Raw genomic sequence first — 22,910 nt, forward strand, 5'->3', positions numbered from 1 at the left:
ATCCCCCCAGGAGCCCCCGCATGACGCACCCCGTCCTCGATCAGCTTGGTCTTTCCGCCATTGAATCCGGCACCTATCTCGGCAACGGCGAATGGTCGAAAACCACCAGCGCGGGCGTGCTGGAGCCGATCAACCCGACCACTGGCGAGGTACTGGGCCAGGTGCATGCCACCGCGAAGGCCGATTACGACATCCTGATGGAACGCGCCGCGGCCGCGTTCAAAATCTGGCGCAAGACCCCGGCGCCCAAGCGCGGCGAGGCGATCCGCCTATGCGCCGACGCGCTGCGCACGCACAAGGACGCGCTCGGTTCGCTGGTGGCCCTGGAGATGGGTAAGTCCAAACCGGAAGGCGACGGCGAAGTGCAGGAAATGATCGACATCGGCGAGTTCGCCGTCGGTCTGTCACGCCAGCTCTACGGCCTGACCATGCACAGCGAACGCCCCGGCCACCGCATGTACGAGCAGTGGCACCCGATCGGCGTCGTCGGCGTGATCTCCGCCTTCAACTTCCCGGTCGCGGTCTGGGCGTGGAACAGCTTCATCGCCGCCATCTGCGGCGACATCACCGTGTGGAAACCCTCACCGAAGACCCCGCTTTCGGCCATCGCCAGCATGAAGATCTGCAACGAAGCACTGCGCGCCGGCGGTTTCCCCGACATCTTCTTCCTGTTCAACGATGCCGGCACCGACCTGGCGCAGGCATTCGTCGACGACAGACGCGTGGCGCTGGTCAGCTTCACCGGCAGCACCAAGGTGGGCCGCGCGGTGGGCGAGCGCGTGGCGCGGCGCATGGGCCGCTCGCTGCTGGAACTGGGCGGCAACAACGCGATCATCGTGGATGAAACCGCCGACCTGAAGCTGGCCATCCCCGCCATCGTGTTCGGCGCGGTGGGCACCTGCGGCCAGCGCTGCACCACCACCCGCCGCCTGATCGTCCATGAATCGCGCTACGACGAAGTACTGGCCGCGCTGGTCAAGGCCTACGGCCAGGTCGAAGGCAAGATCGGCGACCCGACCGACGCGAAGAACCTGGTCGGCCCGCTGAATTCCTCCGATGCGGTCGATGCCTTCCTCGCCGCCATCGCCAAGGCCAAGGCCAGCGGCGGCAAGATAGAGATTGGCGGCGAAAAGCTGGATGGCCAGGGGTTCTTCGTCAAGCCGGCGATCGTCACCGGCCTGACCAACGAGGCCGAAGTGGTGCAGCACGAAACCTTCGCGCCGATCCTCTACGTGATGAAGTACTCGGACATCGACGAAGCCATCGAGATGCAGAACGCGGTGCCGCAGGGACTGTCCTCGGCCATCTTCACCACCGACCTCAAGCGCGCCGAAGCCTTCCTGGCCGCCAGCGGCTCGGATTGCGGCATCGCCAACATCAACATCGGCACCTCGGGCGCCGAAATCGGTGGCGCCTTCGGCGGCGAGAAGGAGACCGGCGGCGGCCGCGAATCCGGCTCGGACGCCTGGAAAGCCTACATGCGCCGCCAGACCAACACCATCAACTATTCCGACGCGCTGCCGCTAGCCCAGGGCATCAAGTTCGACCTCTGACGGAAGCGCGATGAACGCAGCCCCCCCGCAATCGCCCACGCCGATCCGCCAGAACAACCCGCTGGCCATCGTCAGTCTGGTCAGCGGCATCCTGGCCTGGGTGCTATTGCCGTTCATCGGCTCCATCGTCGCAGTGGTGACGGGTTACATGGCGCGCAAGGAAATCCGCCTGGCGCCGGAACGTTACGACGGCGATGCGATGGCCTTGATCGGGCTGCTGCTGGGCTGGCTGCAAATCGTGCTGACGGTCATCGGCGTCCTGTTCGTGATCGTGATCGTGCTGTTCTTCGGCGGGCTGGCCTGGTTCGCCGCCGGCGGCAGTTGAGTCGAGCCGGCATGTACACCACACTGCGCCCCTTGTTGTTCAACATGGAGGCCGAGCGCTCGCATGCGCTCGCCCTGCGCCTGGGCGGCGTGGCCGCCGCCAGCGGCATCGGCCGGTGGCTGCTACCCAAACCGCCCACGCCTCTCCCAACCCGCGTGCTCGGGCTCGATTTCCCCAATCCGGTCGGGCTGGCCGCCGGCCTCGACAAGAACGGCGAACACATCGAGGCGCTATTCGCGCTCGGTTTCGGCTTCATTGAAATCGGCACGGTCACACCCCGGCCGCAGAAGGGCAACCCGCGACCACGGCTGTTCCGGCTGCCGGAGCACCGCGCCATCATCAACCGGATGGGCTTCAACAACGCGGGCGTCGATGCGCTCGTACACAACGTGGCCTCGTTGAAGGAGCGCCCGGGCATCCTCGGCATCAACATCGGCAAGAACAAGGACACCCCCAACGAGAACGCCGTGGACGACTACCTGCACTGCCTGGAGCGCGTCTATCCACTGGCCGACTACGTCACCGTCAATATTTCCTCGCCCAACACCGCCGGCCTGCGCGAGTTGCAGGAAGAGCAGCATCTGCGCGTGCTGATCGGCCGTCTGCGCGAGGCGCAGGAACGGCTGGCCGCCTGGCATGGCCGGCGCGTGCCGCTGGTGGTGAAAGTCTCACCCGACCTCACCGACGAGGACGTCGATGCCGCTGGCCGCGTACTGGGCAACCTGGAGGTGGATGGCGTGATCGCTACCAACACCACGGTTTCGCGGATCGCCGTGCGGCACCACCCGCTGGCGCAGCAGGCCGGCGGGCTCTCGGGCGAACCGTTGCTTGGGCGCTCGACCGCCACGCTGCGCCGCTTGCGCACGCGCTTGCCGGATTCCATGCCGCTGGTCGGCGTCGGCGGCATCCTTTCCGGCGCCGACGCGGTGGCCAAGACCGCCGCCGGCGCGCAACTGGTGCAGCTCTACAGCGGCCTGATCTATCGCGGCCCGAAACTGGTCGGTGAATGCGTCGAAGCCATCCGCCGCCGCAAGGAAGCTCCCAGCAGTGGACTTCACGTCAAACGATGAGCCACGCTCCGTTGCGCGAATCCCGCGACGCGCCGCTCGTCAACACCTTCGGCATCGCCGCGCGGGCGCGCCGGCTCATGGAAGTGGACGATGCCGATGCCCTGCCCGATGCCCTGCGCGCCGCCGGCCGCGACGCACTGATCCTCGGCGCCGGCAGCAATCTGCTGCCCGTGGCCGAGGAGATCGATTGCGTGGTACGGGTGCGCGATGCGCGCATCGAGGTGGTCGATGACGATGGCGAACACCTGCGGGTACGCGCCGCCGCCGGAAGCCGCTGGCACGATTTCGTCATGCATACCCTGGTCGCGGGCTGGAACGGGCTGGAAAACCTCGCCTTGATTCCCGGCACCGTCGGCGCCTCGCCGATCCAGAACATCGGCGCCTATGGCATGGAGGTGATGGATCGCATCGCCGCGGTCGAAGTACACGACCGCGCCAGCGGCGAAACCCGCTGGCGGCGGCACCAGGATTGCGGCTTCTCCTACCGCGACAGCGCTTTCAAGGCCGACCCGCAACGTTACGCGGTGCTGCGGGTCGATTATCGGCTCGCGCGCACGCCGCGCCTCGCGCTGGGCTATGCCGGCATCGGCGAGGAACTGGCGACGATGGGCATCGAAGCGCCCGCCCCGCGCGACGTCGCCGAGGCGGTGATCCGCATCCGCCGCCGCAAGCTGCCCGACCCGGCGATCATCGGCAACGCCGGCAGCTTCTTCAAGAACCCGATCATCGGGGCCGACATCGCGCGGGTGCTGGCCGAGACGCACCCCGACCTACCCATGTTCCGTGGCCCCGACGACACTACCCGCAAGCTGTCCGCGGCCTGGCTGATCGACCAGTGCGGCTGGAAAGGCGCGCGCGAAGGCGATGCCGGCGTCTCGCCCGGGCACGCGCTGGTACTGGTCAACCACGGTCAGGCGCGCGGCGAGGAACTGCTGGCGCTGGCACGGCGTATCGCGGCCTCGGTGCACGGGCGTTTCGGCATCGACATCGAGCCGGAGCCACGCTTGATCGGAGCCCGCTGGTGAACCAAGCACTGCGCGCGGCCCTGCTGATGCTGGCCAGCACGCTCAGCTTCGGCCTGATGGCGCTGACCATCCGCCTGGCCTCGAAAACCCTGCCGACCTGGGAAATCGCCTTCTTCCGCAACGCCTTCGGTCTGCTCTTCCTGCTGCCGATGCTGTTCGGTCCGGCGCTTAGCTCGACCAGGCCCGGGCGCGAGATCGCCGCCACGGTGCGCACCGCGCAATTGCCGCGCTATTTCATCCGCTGCCTGATCGGCCTGCTCGGCATGTTCTGCATGTTCTGGTCGCTGGCCCACCTGCCGCTCGGGCAGGCGATCTCGCTGTCGTATTCCTCGCCGATCTTCGTCACCCTGTTCGCGGTATGGATGCTGGGCGAGCAAGTGCGTATCCGCCGCTGGCTGGCGGTGGCGGCGGGTTTCATCGGCGTGCTGGTGATCGTCAGGCCGTGGTCGGACGCGTTCTCGCCAGCCCTGCTGGTGGCCGTCGGCGGCGCGGTGGGCAGCGCGCTGGTAGCGATCCAGATCAAACAACTGGCGAAGATCGACGGTGCCAACACCATCGTGTTCTGGACTTACATGTTCTGGGTGCCGATGTCGCTGCTGCCGGCGCTGCTGGTATGGCGGATGCCCGAAGGCGAAGCCTGGAGGTGGCTGCTGCTGACCGGGCTGTTCGGCACGCTCGGCCAAGTGTTGTGGACGCGCGCGCTGAAGATCGGCGATGTCTCGGCGTTGACCCCGATCAGCTTCGTGCAACTGCCCTTCGTCAGCATCGCCGGCTGGCTGCTGTTCGACGAGCGCATCGACCGCTGGACGATGATCGGCGCCGCGGTGATCCTGGCCGCCACCGGCTACATCGCCCACCGCGAGGCCAGACTGGCCCGCCGCCACGCCAGCAACGCACCTTCGGAAGGGGTGGAACCGGGCAGTTGACCGGCACCGCGCCGGCGCATGCGTTCAACCGCGCCAGGGCCGCGCGCCACCACGGAAGATCACCGCGTAGACACCCGCCGTCCAGGCCAAGGCCGCGCTCCAGCCGGCCAGGATATCGCTCGGGTAATGCACGCCCAGGTAAACCCGCGAGGCCCCGACCAACGGGACGAAAACCGTCACCGCCGCCAGCATCGGCCAGCGCCAGCGCGTGCGCCAGGCCAGCATCAGTAACACCGCCGCCAGCGTCATCGAACCCATCGCATGGCCACTGGGAAAGCTCAGCGTGGTTTCCGGCGCGACCGATTCCCACAGGCTGGGACGCGCCCGGCCAAAGTAGTTTTTCGCCGCCATGTTGAGCAGACCGGAGCCGGCCAGCGCCACCCCGGCGAACAGGCCCTCGCGCATCCGCCGCCCGAACGCCAGCACCAAGACCAGCAGCACGTCGAGCGGCACCACGCCCCATTCGTAGCCCAGCTTCGAAACCAGAACGAAGAAAGCATCGCGCACCGGCGAGGACCAGGTCCTCGCCCATTCCAACAGTGGGCGGTCGAAGAAGAATACCTCGCCTTCGCGCACGTCCTCGGCCAATTCGCCGAAGCCCCACAACGGCAGCAGGATCAACGCGAACAGCAACCCCATGCGCGGGCCGTGCCGGCGCAGGGCTTGCAGTCCGTAACGCGCCTCGTCGCGCAGCAGGCCGCGCAAATCAATCCCGATGCGACAAGGTGTAGCGCCGCTCGACATAATCGTCGATCAACGCGATGAACTCGCTGGCGATGTGCTCGCCGCGCAGGGTGACGGTCTTCTCGCCATCGACGAACACCGGCGCCGCCGGCGTTTCGCCCGTGCCCGGCAGCGAAATACCGATATCGGCATGACGCGATTCGCCAGGCCCGTTCACGATGCATCCCATCACCGCCAGGGTCAGGTTCTCGGCGCCGGGATGCTTGATCTTCCATTCCGGCATCCTTTCACGGACGTGCTTCTGCACCACGCCGGCCAATTCCTGGAAGAACTCGCTGGTGGTGCGGCCGCAGCCGGGGCAGGCCGTCACCATCGGCGTGAAGGCGCGCAGGCCGAGGGTCTGCAACAGCTCCTGCGCCACCACCACTTCCTGCGTGCGCGAGGTGCCCGGCTCGGGCGTGAGCGAGACGCGGATGGTGTCGCCGATCCCCTCCTGCAACAACACCGCCAGCGCCGCACTGGACGCCACCACCCCTTTGCTGCCGATACCCGCTTCGGTCAGGCCCAGATGCAGGGCGAAATCGCTGCGCCGGGCCAGGTCGCGATAGACCGCGATCAGCTCCTGCACACCGCTGACCTTGGCGCTCAGGATGATCTTCTCGGCCGGCAAGCCCAATTCGACCGCGCGATGCGCCGAATCCAGCGCCGAACGGATCAGCGCCTCGCGCAGCACGCGCCCGGCATCCCACGGCTCGGCGCGACCGGCGTTCTCGTCCATCAAGGTGGCCGCCAGCGATTGATCGAGCGAGCCCCAGTTGGCGCCGATCCGCACCGGCTTGTCGTGGCGGATGGCGAACTCGATCAACTGGGCGAACTGGCTGTCCTTCTTCTTGCCAAAGCCGACGTTGCCGGGATTGACACGGTATTTCGCCAGCGCCTCGGCACAGGCCGGTTCGTTTGCCAGCAGGGTATGGCCGTTGTAGTGGAAGTCGCCGATGATCGGCACCTCGATCCCCATCATCGCCAGCTTCTCGACGATACGCGGCACCGCCGCCGCCGATTCGGCATTGTTCACCGTCAACCGCACCAGCTCGGAACCGGCACGCCAAAGCTCGCCGACCTGCTTCACCGTCGAAGCGACATCCGCGGTGTCGGTATTGGTCATCGATTGCACCGCCACCGGCGCGTCGCCGCCCACCCTCACTTTGCCGATGGCGACGGCGCGGGTGCGATGGCGGGCCTGCGGTCCGAAGCCGTGCGGTTCAGGAAGCGGGAATTCGGCATTCATGGCGGAATTGTAACGAGCGCAAGTTTGCGTGGTGTTTTCAAGCGACATCGGGAGCGCCGCGCACCAGGCCACGCCGACGGATGCGCGGTGGCATTGAGGCCATCACCTTGCACCATCGCGCCGCCCCCCAGATGCGAGCAGTACGCCACGCCCAGGCCACCCATCCCGTCACCCATCCCGTCACCCATCCCGTCACCCATCCATCCACCCATCCACCCATCCACCCATCCACCCATCCACCCATCCACCCATCCACCCATCCATCCAGCCATCCAGCCATCCAGCCATCCAGCCATCCAGCCAGCCATCCAGCCAGCCAGCCACCCAGCCACCTAGCCAGCCACCCAGCCCGTCACCCAACCCGTCGCACAGCCCGTCACGATTTCGGCAGCGATGCCGCCGTCGATCCCCAGCCGGCATGCCGGCCACCGTTCGTTCACACCGCGATTCGCGGATGACAGCGCGCCCGGCATGCGCAACCGCCTGCCCCGACCGGCGGCCGCCCCCGTCATCTTCGCGCGGCCGGTGGCGCGGGTATCCTTTCCCGATGCCGCACAAAGCCCCCGCCGACGACATCTTCAGCCCCAGCCAGCTCAACACGCTGGCACGCAACCTGCTAGAGGACACCTTCCCGCTGATCTGGGTGGAGGGCGAGCTGGGCAATGTCGCGCGGCCCGCCTCCGGCCACCTCTACCTCACGCTGAAGGACGCGCGCGCGCAGGTGCGCGCGGCGATGTTCAAGCCCAAATCGACTTGGCTGAAGTTCGCCCCGCGCGAGGGGCTGCGCGTGCTGGCCCGGGGCCGGGTGACGCTGTACGAGGCGCGCGGCGAGTACCAACTGGTACTCGACCACATGGAGGAAGCCGGGGAAGGCGCGCTGCGCCGGGCCTTCGAGGCGCTGAAAGCGAAGTTGCAGGCCGAGGGCCTGTTCGACACCAGCCGCAAGCGGCCGCTGCCGCCGTTCGCGCGCCGCATCGGCGTGCTCACCTCGCCCACCGGCGCCGCCGTGCGCGACGTGCTCTCGGTACTGGCGCGGCGCTTCCCCCTGCTGGAAGTGGAAGTACTGCCGGTGCCGGTGCAGGGCGAAACGGCGGCGGCGCAGATTCGCGGCATGCTTTCGCGCGCCATCGCCAGCGAACGTTACGACGTGCTGCTGCTAGCCCGCGGCGGTGGTTCGCTGGAGGACCTCTGGGCCTTCAACGATGAACAACTGGCGCGCGCCATCGCCGCCTCGCCAGTGCCGGTGGTCAGCGCAATCGGCCACGAAACCGATTTCAGCCTGAGCGATTTCGCCGCCGACCTGCGCGCGCCGACGCCCTCGGTCGCCGCCGAACTCATCGCCCCCGACCGCTTCGCGCTGGCGCAACGGCTGCAACGGCTCGGCCAGCGCGCGCAAACCGACCGGCAGCACCGCCTGCGCGCGGCAATGCAGCGGCTCGACCGCGCCAGGCTGCGGCTCGACACCCAACGCCCACAGGCTCGCCTCGCCCTCTACGCCGCCCGCGAGCGCGAAGCCCGGCGCCGGCTGGACGCCGCCCTCTCCCGCCACCTGCAACACGCCCTCACGCGCACGCGCCAGGCGGGCGGCGGCCTGCGCGCGCAAGCACCGGGACGCCGCCTTGACCAACTGGCACGGCGCCTGGACAGCCTACGCGCCCGCCCTGGCGCGGCCTTGCGGGCGCGGCTGCAACTCGACCGGCAACGGCTGCTTGGGCTTGCCCGCGCCCTGGCCGCCGTCAGCCCACTGGCCACGGTGGCGCGCGGCTACGCCATCCTCCACCACGAGGACGGCCATCTCGTGCGTGGCGTCGGCGACGCCCGGGCCGGCGACGCCATCCGCGCCCAACTGGCCGATGGCGAACTGCGGATGCGGGTGGAGGATGGCGCCGGGTGAATACCTTCGCCCCCAGCCAACCCGCACCGCGCTAGGCTGGCCGCCGATCACCACGAGCGCGCACGATGAAACTGAAATCCGCCTATCCGCTCTATCTCGCCAACCACGCGCAAAAAGCCGCACAAGCGATCGACGTGTTCGACAAATACAGCGGCGAGCGCGCCACCCAGGTGGCTTTCGGCGACCACGCGCTGGTCGAACGGGCGATCGCCGCCGGCCACGCCGCCCGTGCCGAGATGGCGGCCTTTCCGCCCGATGCCCGCCGCGACGTGCTGATGCATTGCGTCGCGCGTTTCGGCCAGCGCCACGAAGAGCTGGCCGCCGCCCTGTGCATCGAGGCCGGCAAGCCGATCCGCGATGCCCGCGGCGAAGTCACCCGCCTCATCGACACCTTCCGCATCGCCGCCGAGGAAGCCACGCGCATCCACGGCGAAACTCTCGAACTGGCGATCTCACCGCGCACCCGTGGCTATCGCGGCATTACCCGGCGCGTCCCGGTCGGGCTGTGCAGCTTCATCACCCCGTTCAACTTCCCGCTCAACCTGGTGGCGCACAAGGTCGCGCCGGCGATCGCCGCGGGCTGCCCTTTCGTGCTGAAGCCAGCGGCGAAAACCCCGGTCGGCGCGCTCATCATCGGCGAGGTGCTGGCCGAGACCGACCTGCCCGAAGGCGCGTTCTCGATCATCCCGTGCTCGAACGAGGACGCCGCGCCGCTGGTCGAAGACCCGCGCATCGCGCTGTTCTCCTTCACCGGCGGCCTCACCGGCTGGGCACTGAAGGCGCGGGCCGGCAGGAAGAAGGTGACGCTGGAGCTGGGCGGCAACGCCGCCTGCATCGTCGATGCCGACCCGGGCGCGCCGCTCGATCACATCGTCGATCGGCTGGTATTCGGCGCCTACTACCAAAGCGGCCAGAGCTGCATCAGCGTGCAGCGGATCATCGTCCACCGCGACCTTCACGAAACGCTGGCAAAGAAACTGAAGACAAAAGTGGAATCGCTGCCGGCAGGCGACCCGCGCGATGAATCCACCTTCATCGGCCCGCTGGTCGACCAAGCCGCCGCCGAACGCATCGAAGGCTGGATCGCCGAGGCGCTCAAACGCGGCGCCCGGCGCCTGGCCGGCGGCGAGCGCGCGGGCAACCGGCTGCCCGCGCAATTGCTGGAGAACGTACCGCGCGAGTGCGACCTGTACCGCAAGGAAGTCTTCGGGCCAGTGGCGATCATCGAGACCGTGGACGATTTCGACCAAGCGCTCGCCCGCGCCAACGACAGCGATTTCGGCCTGCAAGCCGGCGTCTTCACCGCCCGCCTCGATCACGCGATGCGGGCCTGGGACAGCCTGGAGGTGGGCGGGGTGATCGTCGGCGACGTGCCCAGTCTGCGCGTGGACAACATGCCCTACGGCGGCATCAAAGATTCCGGCTGCGGCCGCGAGGGGGTGCGCTGGGCGATGGCCGACATGAGCGAGGAGCGCCTGCTGGTACTGCGTGCCTGAACGTCACCCCGGCCATGCAACCCCGGTGGCGGGCAGCACGCGTTATCGACCAGCGTGAACGCCCGACCCGCCACGTCCCACTTTTCCCGTCACACGGCAACACGTAGTCTGCACGGCATGGAGCAGCCCCGCGCCCACGGTAGCGACGAACCCAGCGACGAATCGCTGATGCTGGCCTATGCCGCCGGCCAGGAAGCCGCCTTTGCCGAACTGTATGCGCGCCACCGCACGCCGCTCTACCGCTTCATGCTGCGCCATTTGAAAAACGCCGCCCTGACCGACGAATGCTTCCAGGACGTCTGGCAGCGGGTGATCGCCGCACGCATGCAATGGAAGCCCGAAGCCGCCTTCGGCGCCTGGCTGTATCGTATCGCCCACAACCGCCTCAACGACCACTGGCGCGCGCAGAAACACCGGCCGATGGCGCCGGCCGACGCCGACGAACGCATCGCCCGCATCTCCGACCACGCCACCCCGGAGCGCGCCCTGTCGGAATTCGAACAACGCCGCCGCCTGCAACTGGCGCTTGACGAGTTGCCGGACGAGCAACGCACCGTACTGCTGCTGCGACTGGAACAGGAACTGACACTGGAGGAAATCGGCGAAGCGACCGGCGTCGGCCGGGAAACGGTGAAATCGCGGCTGCGCTACGCGATGGACAAACTGCGCGCGAGGTTGAACGAATGACGATGCCCCACCGCCCACCGCTCGATGCCGAGGAACGCCAACTGGCCGCCCAACTGGCGCGGATCGCACCGCGCGGTGAGCCCTCGGCCGAGCTGGACGCCCGCATCCTGGCGCTCGCCGGACGCACAGCGGACGAAAACCACGCCACGGCGCAACCGCCACGGCGCAAGCACTGGCCCGTCTGGCTAGGAATGGCGGCTTCGCTGAGCGCGGTCGCCGGCTTCCTGTGGCAAGTACACCCGATCCTCTCACCGGCGCCCGAAATAGGCTCGCCCATGGCGGTTGCCAGCGCCGATGCGAGCGGCGACGCCACCGAAGACGATCGTCAACCGATTGCCTACGTCCGCGCCCCCGCCAATGTGGCCGTCACCGAACCCGCGCCGCCAGCGCCGCCGCCATCCGTCAGCGCGCCGGCACCGAAGCCGCGCCCGGCCCGCCCGTCCTCCCGCCGGAACCCAACGCCCGCCAGCCCCCACGCCCAGACGGAAGCAGCCGCGCCATCCGGCCTTGCCTCCGCCAACCGGCCGAAACGCGCGCCGCCGATCAGCGCCGACCTCGAAGGCCCACCCGAGATCGTCATCGACCCCGCCCCGCATGCCTATGCGCCGCTCCATGCCGAACACTCCGGGACCACGAACGCGGCAGCCCAGGCACGACCCCGCGAAGTGTCGATCGACCGCGCGCAGGCGGGCGACAGCCGCATCGCCCCCCCGCCACCCGCAGCACTGCCCGCAGCCGCAGCCGCCAGACATTCGCCCCCCCTCGACCGCGCGAGCGCCGGCGACTTCGACGAACGCCCGCCAGTCAGCGCCGCCACGCCGCAGATGCAAAAGGCGTGGCTGGAACGCATCCGCGCGCTGAAGGCCGATGGCCGGCTGGAGGAAGCCCGCGCCAGCCTGAAGGAATTCATCCTGCGCAATCCAAAAGCGGATATCCCCGCCGACCTCAAACCGCTGCTGCCGGCACCACCCGTCTCACCGTAGCGAATACCCGCCGGCACGGATTGAAATCCACGCCTCGCGACACCATTCCGCAGCGATGGCCCAGTTCAAACCTTCCGACGCCGCCACCGAATCCACGCATTCCGCCAAGGCCCCGGTCGGCACGTTGCGCGCGCTCTGGCCCTACGTGATGCGTCAACGCGTCCTGTTCATGGCCTGGCTGCTGGCATTGGGCTGCTCGTCCGCCGCCACGCTCACGCTGCCGGTGGCGTTCCGGCAGATGATCGATCACGGCTTCGCCAGCGGCGGCAACATCGACCGCACCTTCAGCCTGGTGTTCGCGGTGGTGCTGATACTGGCCCTGGCGACCGCCGCGCGCTTCTTCTTCGTCAGCCTACTGGGCGAACGGGTGGTGGCCGACCTGCGCCAGCGCCTGTACGCGCATCTCATCGGGCTGGACGCGGCCTTCCACGACGACAACCGCAGCGGCGAGCTGATCTCACGCCTGACCGCCGACGCGGAACTGCTGCGCAGCGTGGTCGGCTCGGCGATGTCGGTCGCGCTGCGCAGCACGGTCACGGTGCTCGGCTCGCTGACGATGCTCTTCTTCACCGCGCCGAAACTCGCCGCCTGGGCGGTACTGGGCATCCCGCTGGCGGTACTGCCCATCGTGCTGGGCGGCCGCCGGCTGCGGAAGATTTCGCGCGAAAGCCAGGACCGCATCGCCGATGCCAACACCCATGCCGCCGAGGCCATCGGCGCGGTGCGCACGGTGCAGGCCCATGCGCGCGAAGCATTCGAGCGCCAGCGCTTCGGCGAAGCCCTCGCCATCGCCGTGCAGACCGCGCAGAAGCGCATCGGCGCCCAGTCCATCGTCACCGCCCTCGCCATCGTGCTGATCTTCGGCGCGGTGACGCTGGTGCTATGGAGCGGCGCGCACGATGTCATCGCCGGGCGAATGAGCGCCGGCGCCCTCGGCCAGTTCGTGTTCTACGCGTTGATCGGCGGCGGCTCGGTCGGCGCGCTGGCCGAAGTCTGGAACGAACTGCAACGCGCCGCCGGCGGAATGGGCCGTATCAACGACCTGATGAACGAGATTCCCCGCATCGCCGCCCCGGCCCAGCCGCAGGCATTGCCACAACCGCTGCGTGGCGACGTGCGCTTCGAAAACGTCACCTTCCACTACCCGGCGCGGCCGGACTCCGCCGCGCTGGTCGATTTCGATCTGCGCGTCGCGCCCGGCGAGACCGTCGCGCTGGTCGGGCCATCCGGCGCCGGCAAGAGCACGGTGTTCTCGCTGCTGCTGCGTTTCCACGACCCCGAGCACGGGCGGGTGGAAATCGACGGCATCGACATCCGCCGGCTCGATCCGGCCACGCTGCGTGGCGAGATCGCGCTGGTGCCACAAGCGCCGACGATCTTCGCCACCAGCGCCGCCGACAACATCCGCTACGGCCGGCTGGAAGCGCGCGAGGCCGAGATCGAAGCCGCCGCCGAGGCCGCCGAGGCACTGGATTTCCTCCGCGCACTGCCCGCCGGTCTCGACGAACCGCTAGGCGAACGCGGTGCACGCCTGTCCGGCGGCCAACAGCAACGCATCGCCATCGCCCGCGCCCTGTTGAAGGACGCCCCCATCCTATTGCTGGACGAAGCCACCTCGGCACTGGACGCGCAGAGCGAGCGCGCGGTGCAGACCGCGCTGGAACACCTCATGGCCGGCCGGACCACCCTGGTGATCGCGCACCGCCTCGCCACCATCCTCAAGGCCGACCGCATCGTGGTGATGGATCATGGTCGCATCGTCGCCGAAGGCACCCACCAAGCGTTGCTGGCGCAAGGCGGCTTGTACGCGGAACTGGCGAAACTGCAATTCCTCGATTGAAGCGCGGCCGCCAATCCCGTAACGGCGTCACGACCGCCACCGGGCAATGAACGGCCCATGCGCGAAGCCGGACCGCCCCAATCGCTCGACCGAGACGCCAGTCCAGCGGCGCGGCGCCATCGAAACCGCCCTACCGCCAACGGGCCGGGCGCCCCCCGCAAGCCCAGGCAAAAAAGAAGGCGCGGACATCCAAGCCCGCGCCTTCCACCTCACGAACACCGCTATACGTTTCAGTCGCCGCCGGTGCGGATCGCCACGAAGCGCGGCGCACTGCGATTGGGAATGCCGGCCAGGCGCAGAGTCACCGTATCGCCGGCCTTGACCGAAGCCAGCGCACCACGCAATGCCGCGGCACTGCCAACCGGCGTGCGGCCGACCGACAAAATCACGTCGCCGGGGAGCACTTGCGCCTCGCGGGCGGCACGCGACTCCACGCCGACGACCCCCACGCCCTCGTCCGCTTTCAGCCCCAACTGGCGACGGTCATCCGCATCCAGCTCGACGATACGCAGGCCAAGCAGGCCCGCCGCCGAGGGCGAGGGCGCGCCCGTGGCGGGCGCATCGTCGCGCCGGCCGAAGCCCGGGGCGCGGTCCGGCCCGGCCTCGCCCAGCACGACCTCGATGCCGCGCTCGCGACCATCGCGCCAGATGCCCAGTTTCACCTTGCTGCCCGGCGGCAACGCGCCGACCATCGGCGGCAGGTCGCTATACACCTCGATGGGCGTACCGTTGAAGCTGCGAACCACATCGCCCGGCTGAATGCCCGCCTTGGCGGCCGCCCCCCCGGGCTGGACATCGGCGACCAACGCCCCCCGGGTGTCCGGCAACCCCATGCTGCGAGCCAGGCCGCTGGAAATCTCCGGGTTCATGTTGACTCCGAGCATCCCGCGCCGTACCTGGCCGGACTTCTTGAGCTGCTCGACCGCGTTCATCGCGGTATCGATCGGGATGGCGAAACTGATGCCCTGAAAGCCGCCCGACACACTGAATATCTGCGAATTGATCCCGACCACCTCGCCACGGGTGTTGAGCAGCGGGCCGCCGGAATTGCCGCGGTTGATGGCCACGTCGGTCTGGATGAAGGGCACGTAGCGCTGGTTGCCGGTGGAGCGTCCGATGGCGCTGACGATACCGGCGGTCACCGAATGATCGAGACCGTAGGGCGAGCCGATCGCCACCACCCACTGCCCCGGTTTGACCCGCGCCGAATCGCCCAGGCTCAGCGCCGGCAGATTCTTGGCCTCCACCTTGAGCAAGGCCACATCGGACTGTTCGTCGCTGCCCACCAGCTTGGCCTTGAGCTCGCGGCGATCGCTGAGGCGGATGCTGATTTCGTCGGCGTTGTCGACCACGTGGTGATTGGTCAACACGTAACCATCGGCGGAAATCAAGAAGCCCGTGCCCAGCGACACGCCGCGCGGCTGCTGCGGCATCGATCCGCGCGGGCCCTGCATGCCCGGCGGCATCGGCATGCCGAAGCGGCGGAAGATTTCGGCCATCGGGTCACGCCCCATCGCGTTGCCACGCGGCGCGGTCCTGACCTCCACGCTCACCACCGCCGGCCCGACTTTATCCACCAGCCGGGTGAAGTCCGGCAGGCCGCTGACCAATTCCGGGCCCGGCGTGGCCGGTACCGTCGCGACTGGCGCGGGCGGGCCAGCCTGCTGCGCGCAGGCACTGGGTAGGACGACCACGCCGGCGGTGGCAATCACGGTGAGCGGGGCAAGCAAACATGGATGCAGGATTTTTTTCATGTCGATATCGGTGATGAGAAATGGAATCGGGTAATGCATGCCATTCAGCCGGCATGCAACGGTCGTCGCGGATCTGGCGGCGCTTCTTTCTAATATCTAATACCTGAGCATGAACACGGTATCGACGGGTGGCGTGGGCGAATCATCGATGCGCATCGTAAGGCAGATCGTCCGGGTCCACGCCGACATAATCCGGCGCCGGGAGTCGGGGCAGCCGGCATGCGCGAATGAAGCGACGCCCTTCCAAAACGGCCTTTACCACTCTGTGCATGCCATCCATGAGCCTTCCATCCGGGCAGATGATGATTGGGTAAGCCAAATCGGCCGCCCTCACCAGACGCATATGATCCGCAATCGAGCGGCAGGTCGGCAAATCGTCTTCCGAGTCGTACCAATAAGGCTCGTCCAGCTCACGCAATGCTTCGAGCGGCAGGTTTTCGGCTTCGACGCCTTTCGCGAGCGCGATCAGTTTATCGACGTCCCAGGCCAGAAGCCCTTTGTCGCCATCACGAAAATGATATTGCTTTCTCATTCGGCCCCGCCTCCGAGTCCAGCCGCATTACACGGCAGGCCGCCCCACGCGCCGGCGGGGCGGCAACGTACCCGAACCGCGGCGAAGCGAAACCAGCCCGAACGGTGAATCGACATGGATACAACGGACATCAAATCTCTTTCTCCATGATGATGTCCGCCCGCTCATAGGATGGATGCGGCCCCAGGTGAGTGGTGACGAAACCGTGCTTTTCATAAAGGGAAATCGCCGGCGCCAGCTTGACGTTGGAAATGAGATAAAGCGATGACGCACCCTTGGCGCGGGCCAGCGCGGTGGCGGCCTCGATCAACTCGCTTCCGAATCCACGTCCCCGGCAACCGGGATCGACCGCCATCTTGGCCAGTTCGTAGCGCCCATCGGGGTCTTTCAGCAGCGCGCAGACACCGACGACTCGCCCGTTGTCGGTAAGGCTCACCATATGGCCGCCGTTACGGATAATCGTCAGCGGATCGGCGAGCAGGGCATGATCCGAATCCTCCATACGAAAATGCTCGCGAATCCATTGCTCGTTCAGCCGGGCAAAGTCGTTCGCATGCGCTTCTTTGTCGATATGAATATGCATGGGTCGCGCTTGTCGGTCTCCAGGTTCGGCCATGCCACCGTGAGGCGGCCTTGACCGGAACGGATCAGCAGGTTTACTCGGAAGCGGAAATCATCCAGGTGCATCCCGCTATTGTTCGTCGCCCACCCGTGGGCGGGGCTGGAACGGCGCATAGGCCGCCGCCGAATCCAAGCTGGCGTTGAAGGTGCCTGCGCCGGCGCCGGGCAGCACCGCGCGCGGCCAGGCGGGTTTGGCTTCGGGCTGACGGAACGGGTCCTGGCTGGTCTCGGCCTCATTGATGGCGAAGCGATTCCCGCCAGCCACCTCGGGTGACGCCGGCAAGGTAATTTTCGGGGCGCTGGCCGGGCGCGTGGACTGGCCATGCGCGCTAGCACGGGCAAGTCGCGCCGGCGCTTCCCGGCGCGGATTGGCGACGATGGCGCGTGGACGCACCGGCGCATCTTCGGTCAACGCCTGCGCGGCGGTGACATCCGCCACCGCGATCCGGGGCGTGGATTCGGCCACCCGCCCTGGTTGCACGGCAGCCGGCGCCCCCTGCGCGGCCACGGCGGGCGCGGGCGATGCCACCGGCTCCACCAGTGTGGCGGGGCGAATCAGCAGCAGGCTGGCAAACGCCAGTGAGGCCGCCAACGCGCCGCCGCCAAACCAGCGCCAGCGCGCATGGCGGGGCGCCGGACGGGCAGTAACCGTCGGCATCGCGGCCGCTCCCGCACGGCGGGCCGCCACGGCGGGCGGCGCATCGGCGGGCATCGCCGGCGAGGCTTCCGCCGCGATACGCGCGGCCACGGCCTCGGCGAAACCGATCGGCGCCGGCGCTTCGGCTCGGCCGCGCAGGGCATCGCCGGCAATCTGCCAGCGCGCCAAGTCGCCGGCCAGTTCGCCATCGTGCTGCAAGCGGCGCAGCAGGAAACGGGCCTGCTCGGCCTCCAGCTCGCCATCGAGCAGCGCGGACAGTTGTTCGCGAGGGGTTTCGTTCGGATTCATGGGCGTCCTCGTTCACGGGATGTGGCGCTGCTCTCCACCAACGGACGCAACGCGCGATCGATCGCCTCGCGGGCACGGAAAATGCGCGAACGCACCGTACCAATCGGACAATCGAGCCGTTGCGCGATGTCGTCATAAGCCAGGCCGTCCATCTCACGCAGGGTGATGGCCTGCCTCAATTCCTTCGGCAATGCGTCGACCGCCCGCATCACCGCTTGCTCGACCTCGTGACGCAGTAGCTCGCGCTCCGGGGTATCGGCATCGCGCATCCGCAAGCTGGCGTCGAACTGCTCGGCATCGGTGGCGTCGATGTCCTCGGTCGGCGGTCGCCGCTTCATCGCCGCCAGATGATTCTTGGCCGTGTTGATGGCGATCCGGTGCAGCCAGGTGTAGAACTGCGCATCGCCACGGAAACCACCGATCGCCCGGTAGGCGCGGATGAAAACGTCCTGCGCCACGTCCTCGGCCTCGGCCCAGTCGCCGACGTAGCGCCCGACCAGCGCCACGATGCGATGCTGGTAGCGGCGCACCAGCAGGTCGAAAGCGCCGCGTTCGCCCTGCTGCACACGACGCACCAGTTCGGCATCGAGCGCCTCGCCGTGGATATTGCCCTTATCGATGTGGGGATCGGCCGTCAAAGCCGCGACTCCTCGAAACATGGGTCTCCCGCCCCGGTTGATTGTCGTGTCTGACCGGGGCGGTATGGAAAAGTTCCGGCGGCATCCGCTCGCTGCCGCCATCCGCATCATCGCGGATAACGGCGCGATTTGACGGCCAACGAACGCACCGCCGATGATAAAGGGCTTCCATACCGTTTCGGATGTACACCATGACGCCCCATTTCGACGGCCTCGCCCTGCGCAACTGGCGCCTGAAGCAACGCGACGACGGCGTGCTGGTGTTGCTATTCGACCGCGATGACCAATCGATCAATGCTTTTTCACAAGAAGTACTGGTGGAGCTGGAAACCGCGCTCGAACGCATCGCGCTGGAGCCGCCGAAAGCGCTGGTGATCGCCTCGGCCAAGGCGAGCGGCTTCATCGCCGGCGCCGACATCAAGGAATTCGCCGAGTTCGACCGCAAAGGCACCGTGGCCGACGCCATCCGCCGCGGCCAGATGACTTTCGAAAAACTGGCCAGATTGCGCTGCCCGACCGTCGCCGCCATCCACGGCTTCTGCATGGGCGGCGGTACCGAGATCGCGCTGGCCTGCGACTACCGCGTGGCCTCGACCGACGCTTCCACCCGCATCGGCCTACCCGAGATCAAGCTCGGCATCTTTCCCGGCTGGGGCGGCAGCGTGCGGCTGCCGCGCCTGATCGGCGCGCCGGCGGCCTTCGACCTGATGCTGACCGGCCGCAGCGTCTCGGCCAGCGCCGCCAAGGCCATGGGGCTGGTGGACAAGACCGCCTCGCCCGCCACGCTGGAAGACACCGCCGCACAACTGGCGCTCCGTGGCGCGGCGCGGCCATTCAAGCAGCGCGCCCTGGCCTGGGCCAGCAACCTCTGGCCGGTGCGCCGGGCGCTTGCGCCGATGCTGGTGAAACAAGTCGCGCGCAAGGCGCCGAAAGCGCACTATCCCGCACCTTACGCGCTGATCGGCACCTGGCGGAACGCCGGGGGTGGCACGCTGAAACTGCTCGAAGCCGAGCGGCGCGGCGTGGTCAAACTGGCCTCGACACCGACCGCGCGCAACCTGATCCGGGTGTTCTTCCTCCAGGAACGGATGAAATCGCTCGGCTCGGGCGATGCCGGCATCCGCCGTGTGCACGTGGTCGGCGCCGGCGTGATGGGCGGCGACATCGCCGCGTGGAGCGCCTACAAGGGCTTCGAGGTCACGCTGCAAGACCGCGAACAGAAGTTCATCGACGGCGCATTGAGCCGCGCCGGCGAGCTGTTCGCCAAACGCGTCAAGGACGAAACCAAGCGCACGGAAGTCGCCACGCGGCTCAAGGGCGACTTGAATGGCGACGGCATCGCCGAGGCCGACTTGGTCATCGAAGCCATCATCGAGAAGCCGGAAGCCAAGCGTGCGCTGTACGCGGCGGTGGAGCCGAAGATGAAGGCGGATGCGCTGCTCACGACGAACACTTCGTCGATCCCGCTGACCGAGCTGCGCGGGCACATCGCCCGCCCCGCGCAATTCGCCGGACTGCACTATTTCAACCCGGTGGCGCTGATGCCGCTGGTCGAGATCATCCACCACGACACGATGGCCCCGGAGACGCAGCAACGCCTCGCCGCGTTCTGCAAGAAGCTGGACAAGCTGCCGGTGCCGGTGGCCGGCACGCCCGGCTTCCTGGTCAACCGCGTGCTGTTCCCGTACATGCTGGAAGCGATGAGCGCTTACGCCGAAGGCATCCCCGGCCCGGTGATCGACAAGGCCGCGGTGAAGTTCGGCATGCCGATGGGGCCGGTGGAACTGGTCGACACCGTGGGTCTGGATGTCGCCGCCGGCGTGGGCGCCGAGCTGGCGCCGTTTCTCGGCCTCGCCATCCCCGAGGCGCTCTCGGCCCCCCCCGAGCCGGGCAAGCGCGGCAAGAAGGACGGCCAAGGCATCTACCATTGGGAAGGCGGCAAGGCGCGGAAGCCGGAAGTCCCCGCCGGCTACAAAGCGCCGGACGACCTGGAAGACCGCCTGGTCCTGCCGATGATCAACGAGGCGGTGGCCTGTCTGCACGATGGCGTGGTCGCCGATGCCGAGCTGCTCGATGGCGGCGTGATCTTCGGCACCGGCTTCGCGCCTTTCCGTGGCGGCCCGATCCAGTACGTGCGCGAAACCGGCGTCGATGCCCTGCTCGCCCGCCTGAAAGCCCTGGAAGCGAAACACGGCGCCCGCTTCGCCCCGCGCCCGGGCTGGGACAACCCCGCACTGCGCGGCTGAAATCCACCCGCGGACAGGCACACGGAAACGCCGGGCCGACGCCCGGCGTTTTTCGATCCACACGGCCACTTCAATCCCGCGAACGCGGTACCGGCGTCTTGTCGCGACTTGCGGAATCGGCGATCCGCCAGAGGTAGAAGCTGGCTTGGGTACGGAACGGCGCCCAGCGCTCGCCACGGGCCAGCATGGCCTTCGCCGTCGGCGGCGCGTCAAGGCCATCCAGCACCTGCATGCCCTTGCGGACGCCGAGATCGTCCACCGGCAGCACGTCGGCGCGGCCGAGACGGAACATCAACATCATCTCCACCGTCCAGCGGCCGATGCCACGCACCCGTACCAGCGCATCGACGATCGCCCGCTCGTCCATCCACGCCAGCCGTCGCATCGAGGGAATCCCACCCTCCGCCTCACGCCGGGACAAATCGCGCAGGGCCAGGCATTTATTGCCGGACACGCCACAGGCGCGCAGCGTGGCGTCATCGACCCGGCCCAACGTATCGGCATGCAGACGGCACGACCCGATCGCCGTCTCGACCCGGCCGACAATCGCCGCCGCCGCCTTCCCGGAGAGCTGCTGATAGAGGATGGCGCGGGCCAGCGCGTCGGCTGGATCGAAGCGTCCACGCCACTGCGGCTGCGGCCCGATCACCCCGACGCGCGCGATCCAGCGCCCCAGTTCACGGTCGTGGCGGCTCAGCCACGCGTCGGCTTCGCGCGTGTCGAAGCCGCGCGGATACCTCATTTACGCCACTGTCCCAGCGCGTGCAACAGCCAGCCGAGCATCATCAACGTACCGCCAAACGGCGCGGTCCTGGTCGGCAGACCAGCCAGCGCCGCCAGCACCAGCGTGCCTGAAAACAGCAGCACGCCCAGCACGATACAGCCCAGGCCGGCGAAAGCCAGCCGACGCACCGCCAACGGCGCCAGCGCGGCCAAGGCCACCCCATGGCCGAAACCGAACAATGCCGCCTGTTGCAGCCAGTACTTCGGCTGTTCGGCCAGCCCGGCATGGGCCGCATAAGCCGAGAGGCCGACGGATACGCCCGCCAGCAACGACCCCAGCGCACCGAACCAGAAGCGCTGGCGCATCTGCGCCTCGCTCAAGTTGCCACGGATGAAGGACCCCATTTTTCATTCTCCTCATGCCCAAAAGACGAACGCCGCGATAGGCGCGGCGTTCGTGACGAATCGATCCAGCAGACGATGCTTATTTAAGCGGCCAATAGACTTCGAACTGGCCGCTCCCGGTAAAGGCGGCATCGACGCCACCGGTGTAGATCTCGAACGGCCGGCCGGCGACTTCCTTGCCGCGCACCATCGACCAGGCGCGCACCGCGCTGCGCATCGCCTCAAGTTCCGGGAAATAGCCGGTGAACTTGCCGCGCGCGGCATTGAACTCAGGTTGCAGTTCGTACTTCACCGGGCCTTGCAGGGTGACGGTCATGTCGCCGGCGGCCTCACCTTCCTGGCCGGTCTTGCGCACACTCTGCACCACGTCGAAGTTGTAGTTTTCGCGCGAAAGCTCGTTGGTGACGATGCGTACCGGGCCGGCGGCTTCGAGTCCGTTGGCATCCATCACGCGCTTGATCCATTCCTGATTGGACTTGATCGCGGCCTGGATGCTCTCATCGTTGCGCTTGATCGCGCCGGAGTTGACCATCAACACGTGTTGGGCCGGAACGGTGACGACCTCGAGCCCTTCCAGCCGGTTGCCGGCCTGGGCATAGTCCTGGTTGGGGATGCCGGCCAGCATGTGGGTCAGGCGCGCCAGACCGATCTTGATGTCCTCGCCGGTGAAGCTGCCGACGTAGAGGCCCGAGTAGCGCCCGATCAGGTTCCAGCCGTAATCGACGTCGTAAGTCTGGGTGATCTTGACGTTGCGGTTGTTGCGGCCGGTCGGTTCGAGAATGATGGAGGAGCGTTTGTTGTTGCCCCAGCCCTTGCTCTCGATGGTGTAATCGACCCGACTCTTCGGCTTACTGTCGGCGATGACCCAGTGACCACTGCCGATGCCCTTTTCCTTCGACACGTAATCCACGCGCGCGCCCTTGCCGCTTTCGGGGCCGGAGAGCTTCAGCTCGATGGCGGGGTCGCGGGCGGAAACGGCGTTCCAATCGCGGAAGCGCTGGAAACTGTTGACCACATCGAACACGATGGTCTGGCGGCGGTTGGTTTCCACGCTCTGCGTGACCTGACGGCGGTCCGGCAATACCACGCCAACGATCACGAACAAGACGGCGACGATCGCCAGCGAAATGAGGAACTCGTACAAACGGGTCATGCGGGAGGTCTCCAGGGACGGCAGCCGGCCGCCGCGGGTCACGGATTCGCCATCCTATCAAACCGCTCGTTGGCGAGTGAAGGGAAATCTTGGCGGTGGCACCCCGCCGCGAGATGCGCGT

21 protein-coding genes are annotated in these 22,910 nt (G+C 67.6%); 11 read left to right on the forward strand and 10 right to left on the reverse strand.

Annotation, left to right across the window (positions count from 1 at the left end; all coding sequences use genetic code 11):
• The first annotated feature begins 20 nt into the window (after window positions 1-20).
• Genes amaB through EBB59_RS07370 form a run of 5 tightly spaced genes read left to right on the forward strand, consistent with a single transcriptional unit; the run spans window position 21 to window position 4,899 of the window.
• Complete coding sequence (amaB, locus tag EBB59_RS07350; protein ID WP_122101497.1) at window positions 21-1,553, forward strand: L-piperidine-6-carboxylate dehydrogenase; 1,533 nt, start codon at window positions 21-23, stop codon at window positions 1,551-1,553.
• A gap of 10 nt (window positions 1,554-1,563) precedes the next feature.
• Entirely contained in the window at window positions 1,564-1,878 is a 315-nt protein-coding gene (locus EBB59_RS07355) for a DUF4190 domain-containing protein (protein ID WP_122101498.1), read from the forward strand.
• An 11-nt stretch (window positions 1,879-1,889) separates the two neighbouring features.
• Window positions 1,890-2,948: a quinone-dependent dihydroorotate dehydrogenase gene (locus EBB59_RS07360; RefSeq protein ID WP_122101499.1), complete on the forward strand. Its 1,059-nt coding sequence runs from the start codon at window positions 1,890-1,892 to the stop codon at window positions 2,946-2,948.
• The gene (murB, locus tag EBB59_RS07365; RefSeq protein ID WP_122101500.1) at window positions 2,945-3,973 is read left to right on the forward strand and encodes a UDP-N-acetylmuramate dehydrogenase; all 1,029 of its coding nucleotides are present in this window, start codon (window positions 2,945-2,947) and stop codon (window positions 3,971-3,973) included. The genes EBB59_RS07360 and murB overlap by 4 nt, the downstream gene beginning before the upstream one ends.
• A gap of 8 nt (window positions 3,974-3,981) precedes the next feature.
• On the forward strand, window positions 3,982-4,899 hold the full coding sequence (locus EBB59_RS07370; protein WP_281273223.1) for a DMT family transporter: 918 nt from the start codon (window positions 3,982-3,984) through the stop codon (window positions 4,897-4,899).
• 24 nt (window positions 4,900-4,923) lie between these two features.
• On the opposite strand, the gene EBB59_RS07375 is transcribed toward EBB59_RS07370, so the two are convergent.
• Together EBB59_RS07375 and ispG are read right to left on the reverse strand one after the other, a co-directional pair.
• On the reverse strand, window positions 4,924-5,538 hold the full coding sequence (locus EBB59_RS07375) for a phosphatase PAP2 family protein (protein ID WP_245979152.1): 615 nt from the start codon (window positions 5,536-5,538) through the stop codon (window positions 4,924-4,926).
• Window positions 5,539-5,605: 67 nt separating this feature from the next.
• Window positions 5,606-6,871: a flavodoxin-dependent (E)-4-hydroxy-3-methylbut-2-enyl-diphosphate synthase gene (gene ispG / locus EBB59_RS07380; protein WP_122101502.1), complete on the reverse strand. Its 1,266-nt coding sequence runs from the start codon at window positions 6,869-6,871 to the stop codon at window positions 5,606-5,608.
• A gap of 547 nt (window positions 6,872-7,418) precedes the next feature.
• On the opposite strand from ispG, the gene xseA reads away from it, so the two are divergent.
• From xseA to EBB59_RS07415, 5 genes are all read left to right on the forward strand, one after another.
• Window positions 7,419-8,765: an exodeoxyribonuclease VII large subunit gene (gene xseA, locus EBB59_RS07395; RefSeq protein ID WP_122101505.1), complete on the forward strand. Its 1,347-nt coding sequence runs from the start codon at window positions 7,419-7,421 to the stop codon at window positions 8,763-8,765.
• A 65-nt stretch (window positions 8,766-8,830) separates the two neighbouring features.
• Complete coding sequence (locus EBB59_RS07400) at window positions 8,831-10,261, forward strand: aldehyde dehydrogenase family protein (protein ID WP_122101506.1); 1,431 nt, start codon at window positions 8,831-8,833, stop codon at window positions 10,259-10,261.
• Between the two features lie 117 nt (window positions 10,262-10,378).
• Window positions 10,379-10,948, forward strand: coding sequence for an RNA polymerase sigma factor (locus EBB59_RS07405; RefSeq protein ID WP_122101507.1), 570 nt, complete (start codon window positions 10,379-10,381; stop codon window positions 10,946-10,948).
• Entirely contained in the window at window positions 10,945-11,931 is a 987-nt protein-coding gene (locus EBB59_RS07410) for a hypothetical protein (protein ID WP_147455532.1), read from the forward strand. The genes EBB59_RS07405 and EBB59_RS07410 overlap by 4 nt, the downstream gene beginning before the upstream one ends.
• Before the next feature lie 55 nt (window positions 11,932-11,986).
• Window positions 11,987-13,771: an ABC transporter transmembrane domain-containing protein gene (locus EBB59_RS07415; protein ID WP_122101509.1), complete on the forward strand. Its 1,785-nt coding sequence runs from the start codon at window positions 11,987-11,989 to the stop codon at window positions 13,769-13,771.
• A 230-nt stretch (window positions 13,772-14,001) separates the two neighbouring features.
• Here EBB59_RS07415 and EBB59_RS07420 read toward each other — a convergent pair whose 3' ends face one another.
• The 5 genes from EBB59_RS07420 to rpoE form a co-directional block, all read right to left on the reverse strand.
• A complete protein-coding gene (locus tag EBB59_RS07420) occupies window positions 14,002-15,525 on the reverse strand; it encodes a DegQ family serine endoprotease (RefSeq protein WP_122101537.1) in 1,524 nt (507 codons plus the stop codon).
• A 142-nt stretch (window positions 15,526-15,667) separates the two neighbouring features.
• Window positions 15,668-16,057: a hypothetical protein gene (locus tag EBB59_RS07425; RefSeq protein WP_122101510.1), complete on the reverse strand. Its 390-nt coding sequence runs from the start codon at window positions 16,055-16,057 to the stop codon at window positions 15,668-15,670.
• Between the two features lie 130 nt (window positions 16,058-16,187).
• Complete coding sequence (locus EBB59_RS07430; RefSeq protein ID WP_158601744.1) at window positions 16,188-16,640, reverse strand: GNAT family N-acetyltransferase; 453 nt, start codon at window positions 16,638-16,640, stop codon at window positions 16,188-16,190.
• Between the two features lie 108 nt (window positions 16,641-16,748).
• Window positions 16,749-17,624, reverse strand: a complete 876-nt coding sequence (locus EBB59_RS07435) for a sigma-E factor negative regulatory protein (RefSeq protein WP_122101512.1) — start codon at window positions 17,622-17,624, stop codon at window positions 16,749-16,751.
• Window positions 17,621-18,229: an RNA polymerase sigma factor RpoE gene (gene rpoE, locus EBB59_RS07440; protein WP_245979156.1), complete on the reverse strand. Its 609-nt coding sequence runs from the start codon at window positions 18,227-18,229 to the stop codon at window positions 17,621-17,623. The genes EBB59_RS07435 and rpoE overlap by 4 nt, the downstream gene beginning before the upstream one ends.
• Before the next feature lie 224 nt (window positions 18,230-18,453).
• Between rpoE and EBB59_RS07445 the strand changes: the two genes are divergently transcribed.
• Entirely contained in the window at window positions 18,454-20,508 is a 2,055-nt protein-coding gene (locus EBB59_RS07445) for a 3-hydroxyacyl-CoA dehydrogenase NAD-binding domain-containing protein (protein ID WP_122101538.1), read from the forward strand.
• A gap of 70 nt (window positions 20,509-20,578) precedes the next feature.
• Here the strand turns inward: EBB59_RS07445 and EBB59_RS07450 are convergent, their stop codons facing one another.
• The 3 genes from EBB59_RS07450 to EBB59_RS07460 all read right to left on the reverse strand — a co-directional run bounded on the left by EBB59_RS07450 (window position 20,579) and on the right by EBB59_RS07460 (window position 22,789).
• Window positions 20,579-21,250 (reverse strand): DNA-3-methyladenine glycosylase family protein, encoded by a 672-nt coding sequence (locus EBB59_RS07450; protein ID WP_122101514.1) that lies wholly within the window; start codon window positions 21,248-21,250, stop codon window positions 20,579-20,581.
• Window positions 21,247-21,636, reverse strand: a complete 390-nt coding sequence (locus EBB59_RS07455; RefSeq protein ID WP_245979140.1) for a DUF423 domain-containing protein — start codon at window positions 21,634-21,636, stop codon at window positions 21,247-21,249. Before EBB59_RS07455 ends, EBB59_RS07450 begins: the two co-directional genes overlap by 4 nt.
• Window positions 21,637-21,715: 79 nt before the next feature.
• On the reverse strand, window positions 21,716-22,789 hold the full coding sequence (locus EBB59_RS07460; RefSeq protein ID WP_122101540.1) for a polyketide cyclase: 1,074 nt from the start codon (window positions 22,787-22,789) through the stop codon (window positions 21,716-21,718).
• Window positions 22,790-22,910: the final 121 nt, after the last annotated feature.

The sequence above is a fragment of the Solilutibacter pythonis genome (assembly GCF_003697345.1).
Taxonomy (GTDB): Bacteria; Pseudomonadota; Gammaproteobacteria; order Xanthomonadales; family Xanthomonadaceae; genus Solilutibacter; species Solilutibacter pythonis.

What these genes read in the sequence shown, in the direction of transcription:
- EBB59_RS07450 (WP_122101514.1), bottom strand. Translation starts at nt 21,250, where the DNA reads ATGAGGTATCCGCGCGGCTTCGACACGCGCGAAGCCGACGCGTGGCTG.
- EBB59_RS07435 (WP_122101512.1), bottom strand. Translation starts at nt 17,624, where the DNA reads ATGAATCCGAACGAAACCCCTCGCGAACAACTGTCCGCGCTGCTCGAT.
- EBB59_RS07360 (WP_122101499.1), top strand. Translation starts at nt 1,890, where the DNA reads ATGTACACCACACTGCGCCCCTTGTTGTTCAACATGGAGGCCGAGCGC.
- EBB59_RS07430 (WP_158601744.1), bottom strand. Translation starts at nt 16,640, where the DNA reads ATGCATATTCATATCGACAAAGAAGCGCATGCGAACGACTTTGCCCGG.
- EBB59_RS07425 (WP_122101510.1), bottom strand. Translation starts at nt 16,057, where the DNA reads ATGAGAAAGCAATATCATTTTCGTGATGGCGACAAAGGGCTTCTGGCC.
- EBB59_RS07460 (WP_122101540.1), bottom strand. Translation starts at nt 22,789, where the DNA reads ATGACCCGTTTGTACGAGTTCCTCATTTCGCTGGCGATCGTCGCCGTC.
- EBB59_RS07420 (WP_122101537.1), bottom strand. Translation starts at nt 15,525, where the DNA reads ATGAAAAAAATCCTGCATCCATGTTTGCTTGCCCCGCTCACCGTGATT.
- EBB59_RS07410 (WP_147455532.1), top strand. Translation starts at nt 10,945, where the DNA reads ATGACGATGCCCCACCGCCCACCGCTCGATGCCGAGGAACGCCAACTG.
- EBB59_RS07405 (WP_122101507.1), top strand. Translation starts at nt 10,379, where the DNA reads ATGGAGCAGCCCCGCGCCCACGGTAGCGACGAACCCAGCGACGAATCG.
- EBB59_RS07355 (WP_122101498.1), top strand. Translation starts at nt 1,564, where the DNA reads ATGAACGCAGCCCCCCCGCAATCGCCCACGCCGATCCGCCAGAACAAC.
- xseA (WP_122101505.1), top strand. Translation starts at nt 7,419, where the DNA reads ATGCCGCACAAAGCCCCCGCCGACGACATCTTCAGCCCCAGCCAGCTC.
- EBB59_RS07400 (WP_122101506.1), top strand. Translation starts at nt 8,831, where the DNA reads ATGAAACTGAAATCCGCCTATCCGCTCTATCTCGCCAACCACGCGCAA.
- EBB59_RS07375 (WP_245979152.1), bottom strand. Translation starts at nt 5,538, where the DNA reads ATGGGGTTGCTGTTCGCGTTGATCCTGCTGCCGTTGTGGGGCTTCGGC.
- EBB59_RS07445 (WP_122101538.1), top strand. Translation starts at nt 18,454, where the DNA reads ATGACGCCCCATTTCGACGGCCTCGCCCTGCGCAACTGGCGCCTGAAG.
- EBB59_RS07415 (WP_122101509.1), top strand. Translation starts at nt 11,987, where the DNA reads ATGGCCCAGTTCAAACCTTCCGACGCCGCCACCGAATCCACGCATTCC.
- EBB59_RS07455 (WP_245979140.1), bottom strand. Translation starts at nt 21,636, where the DNA reads ATGGGGTCCTTCATCCGTGGCAACTTGAGCGAGGCGCAGATGCGCCAG.
- ispG (WP_122101502.1), bottom strand. Translation starts at nt 6,871, where the DNA reads ATGAATGCCGAATTCCCGCTTCCTGAACCGCACGGCTTCGGACCGCAG.
- amaB (WP_122101497.1), top strand. Translation starts at nt 21, where the DNA reads ATGACGCACCCCGTCCTCGATCAGCTTGGTCTTTCCGCCATTGAATCC.
- murB (WP_122101500.1), top strand. Translation starts at nt 2,945, where the DNA reads ATGAGCCACGCTCCGTTGCGCGAATCCCGCGACGCGCCGCTCGTCAAC.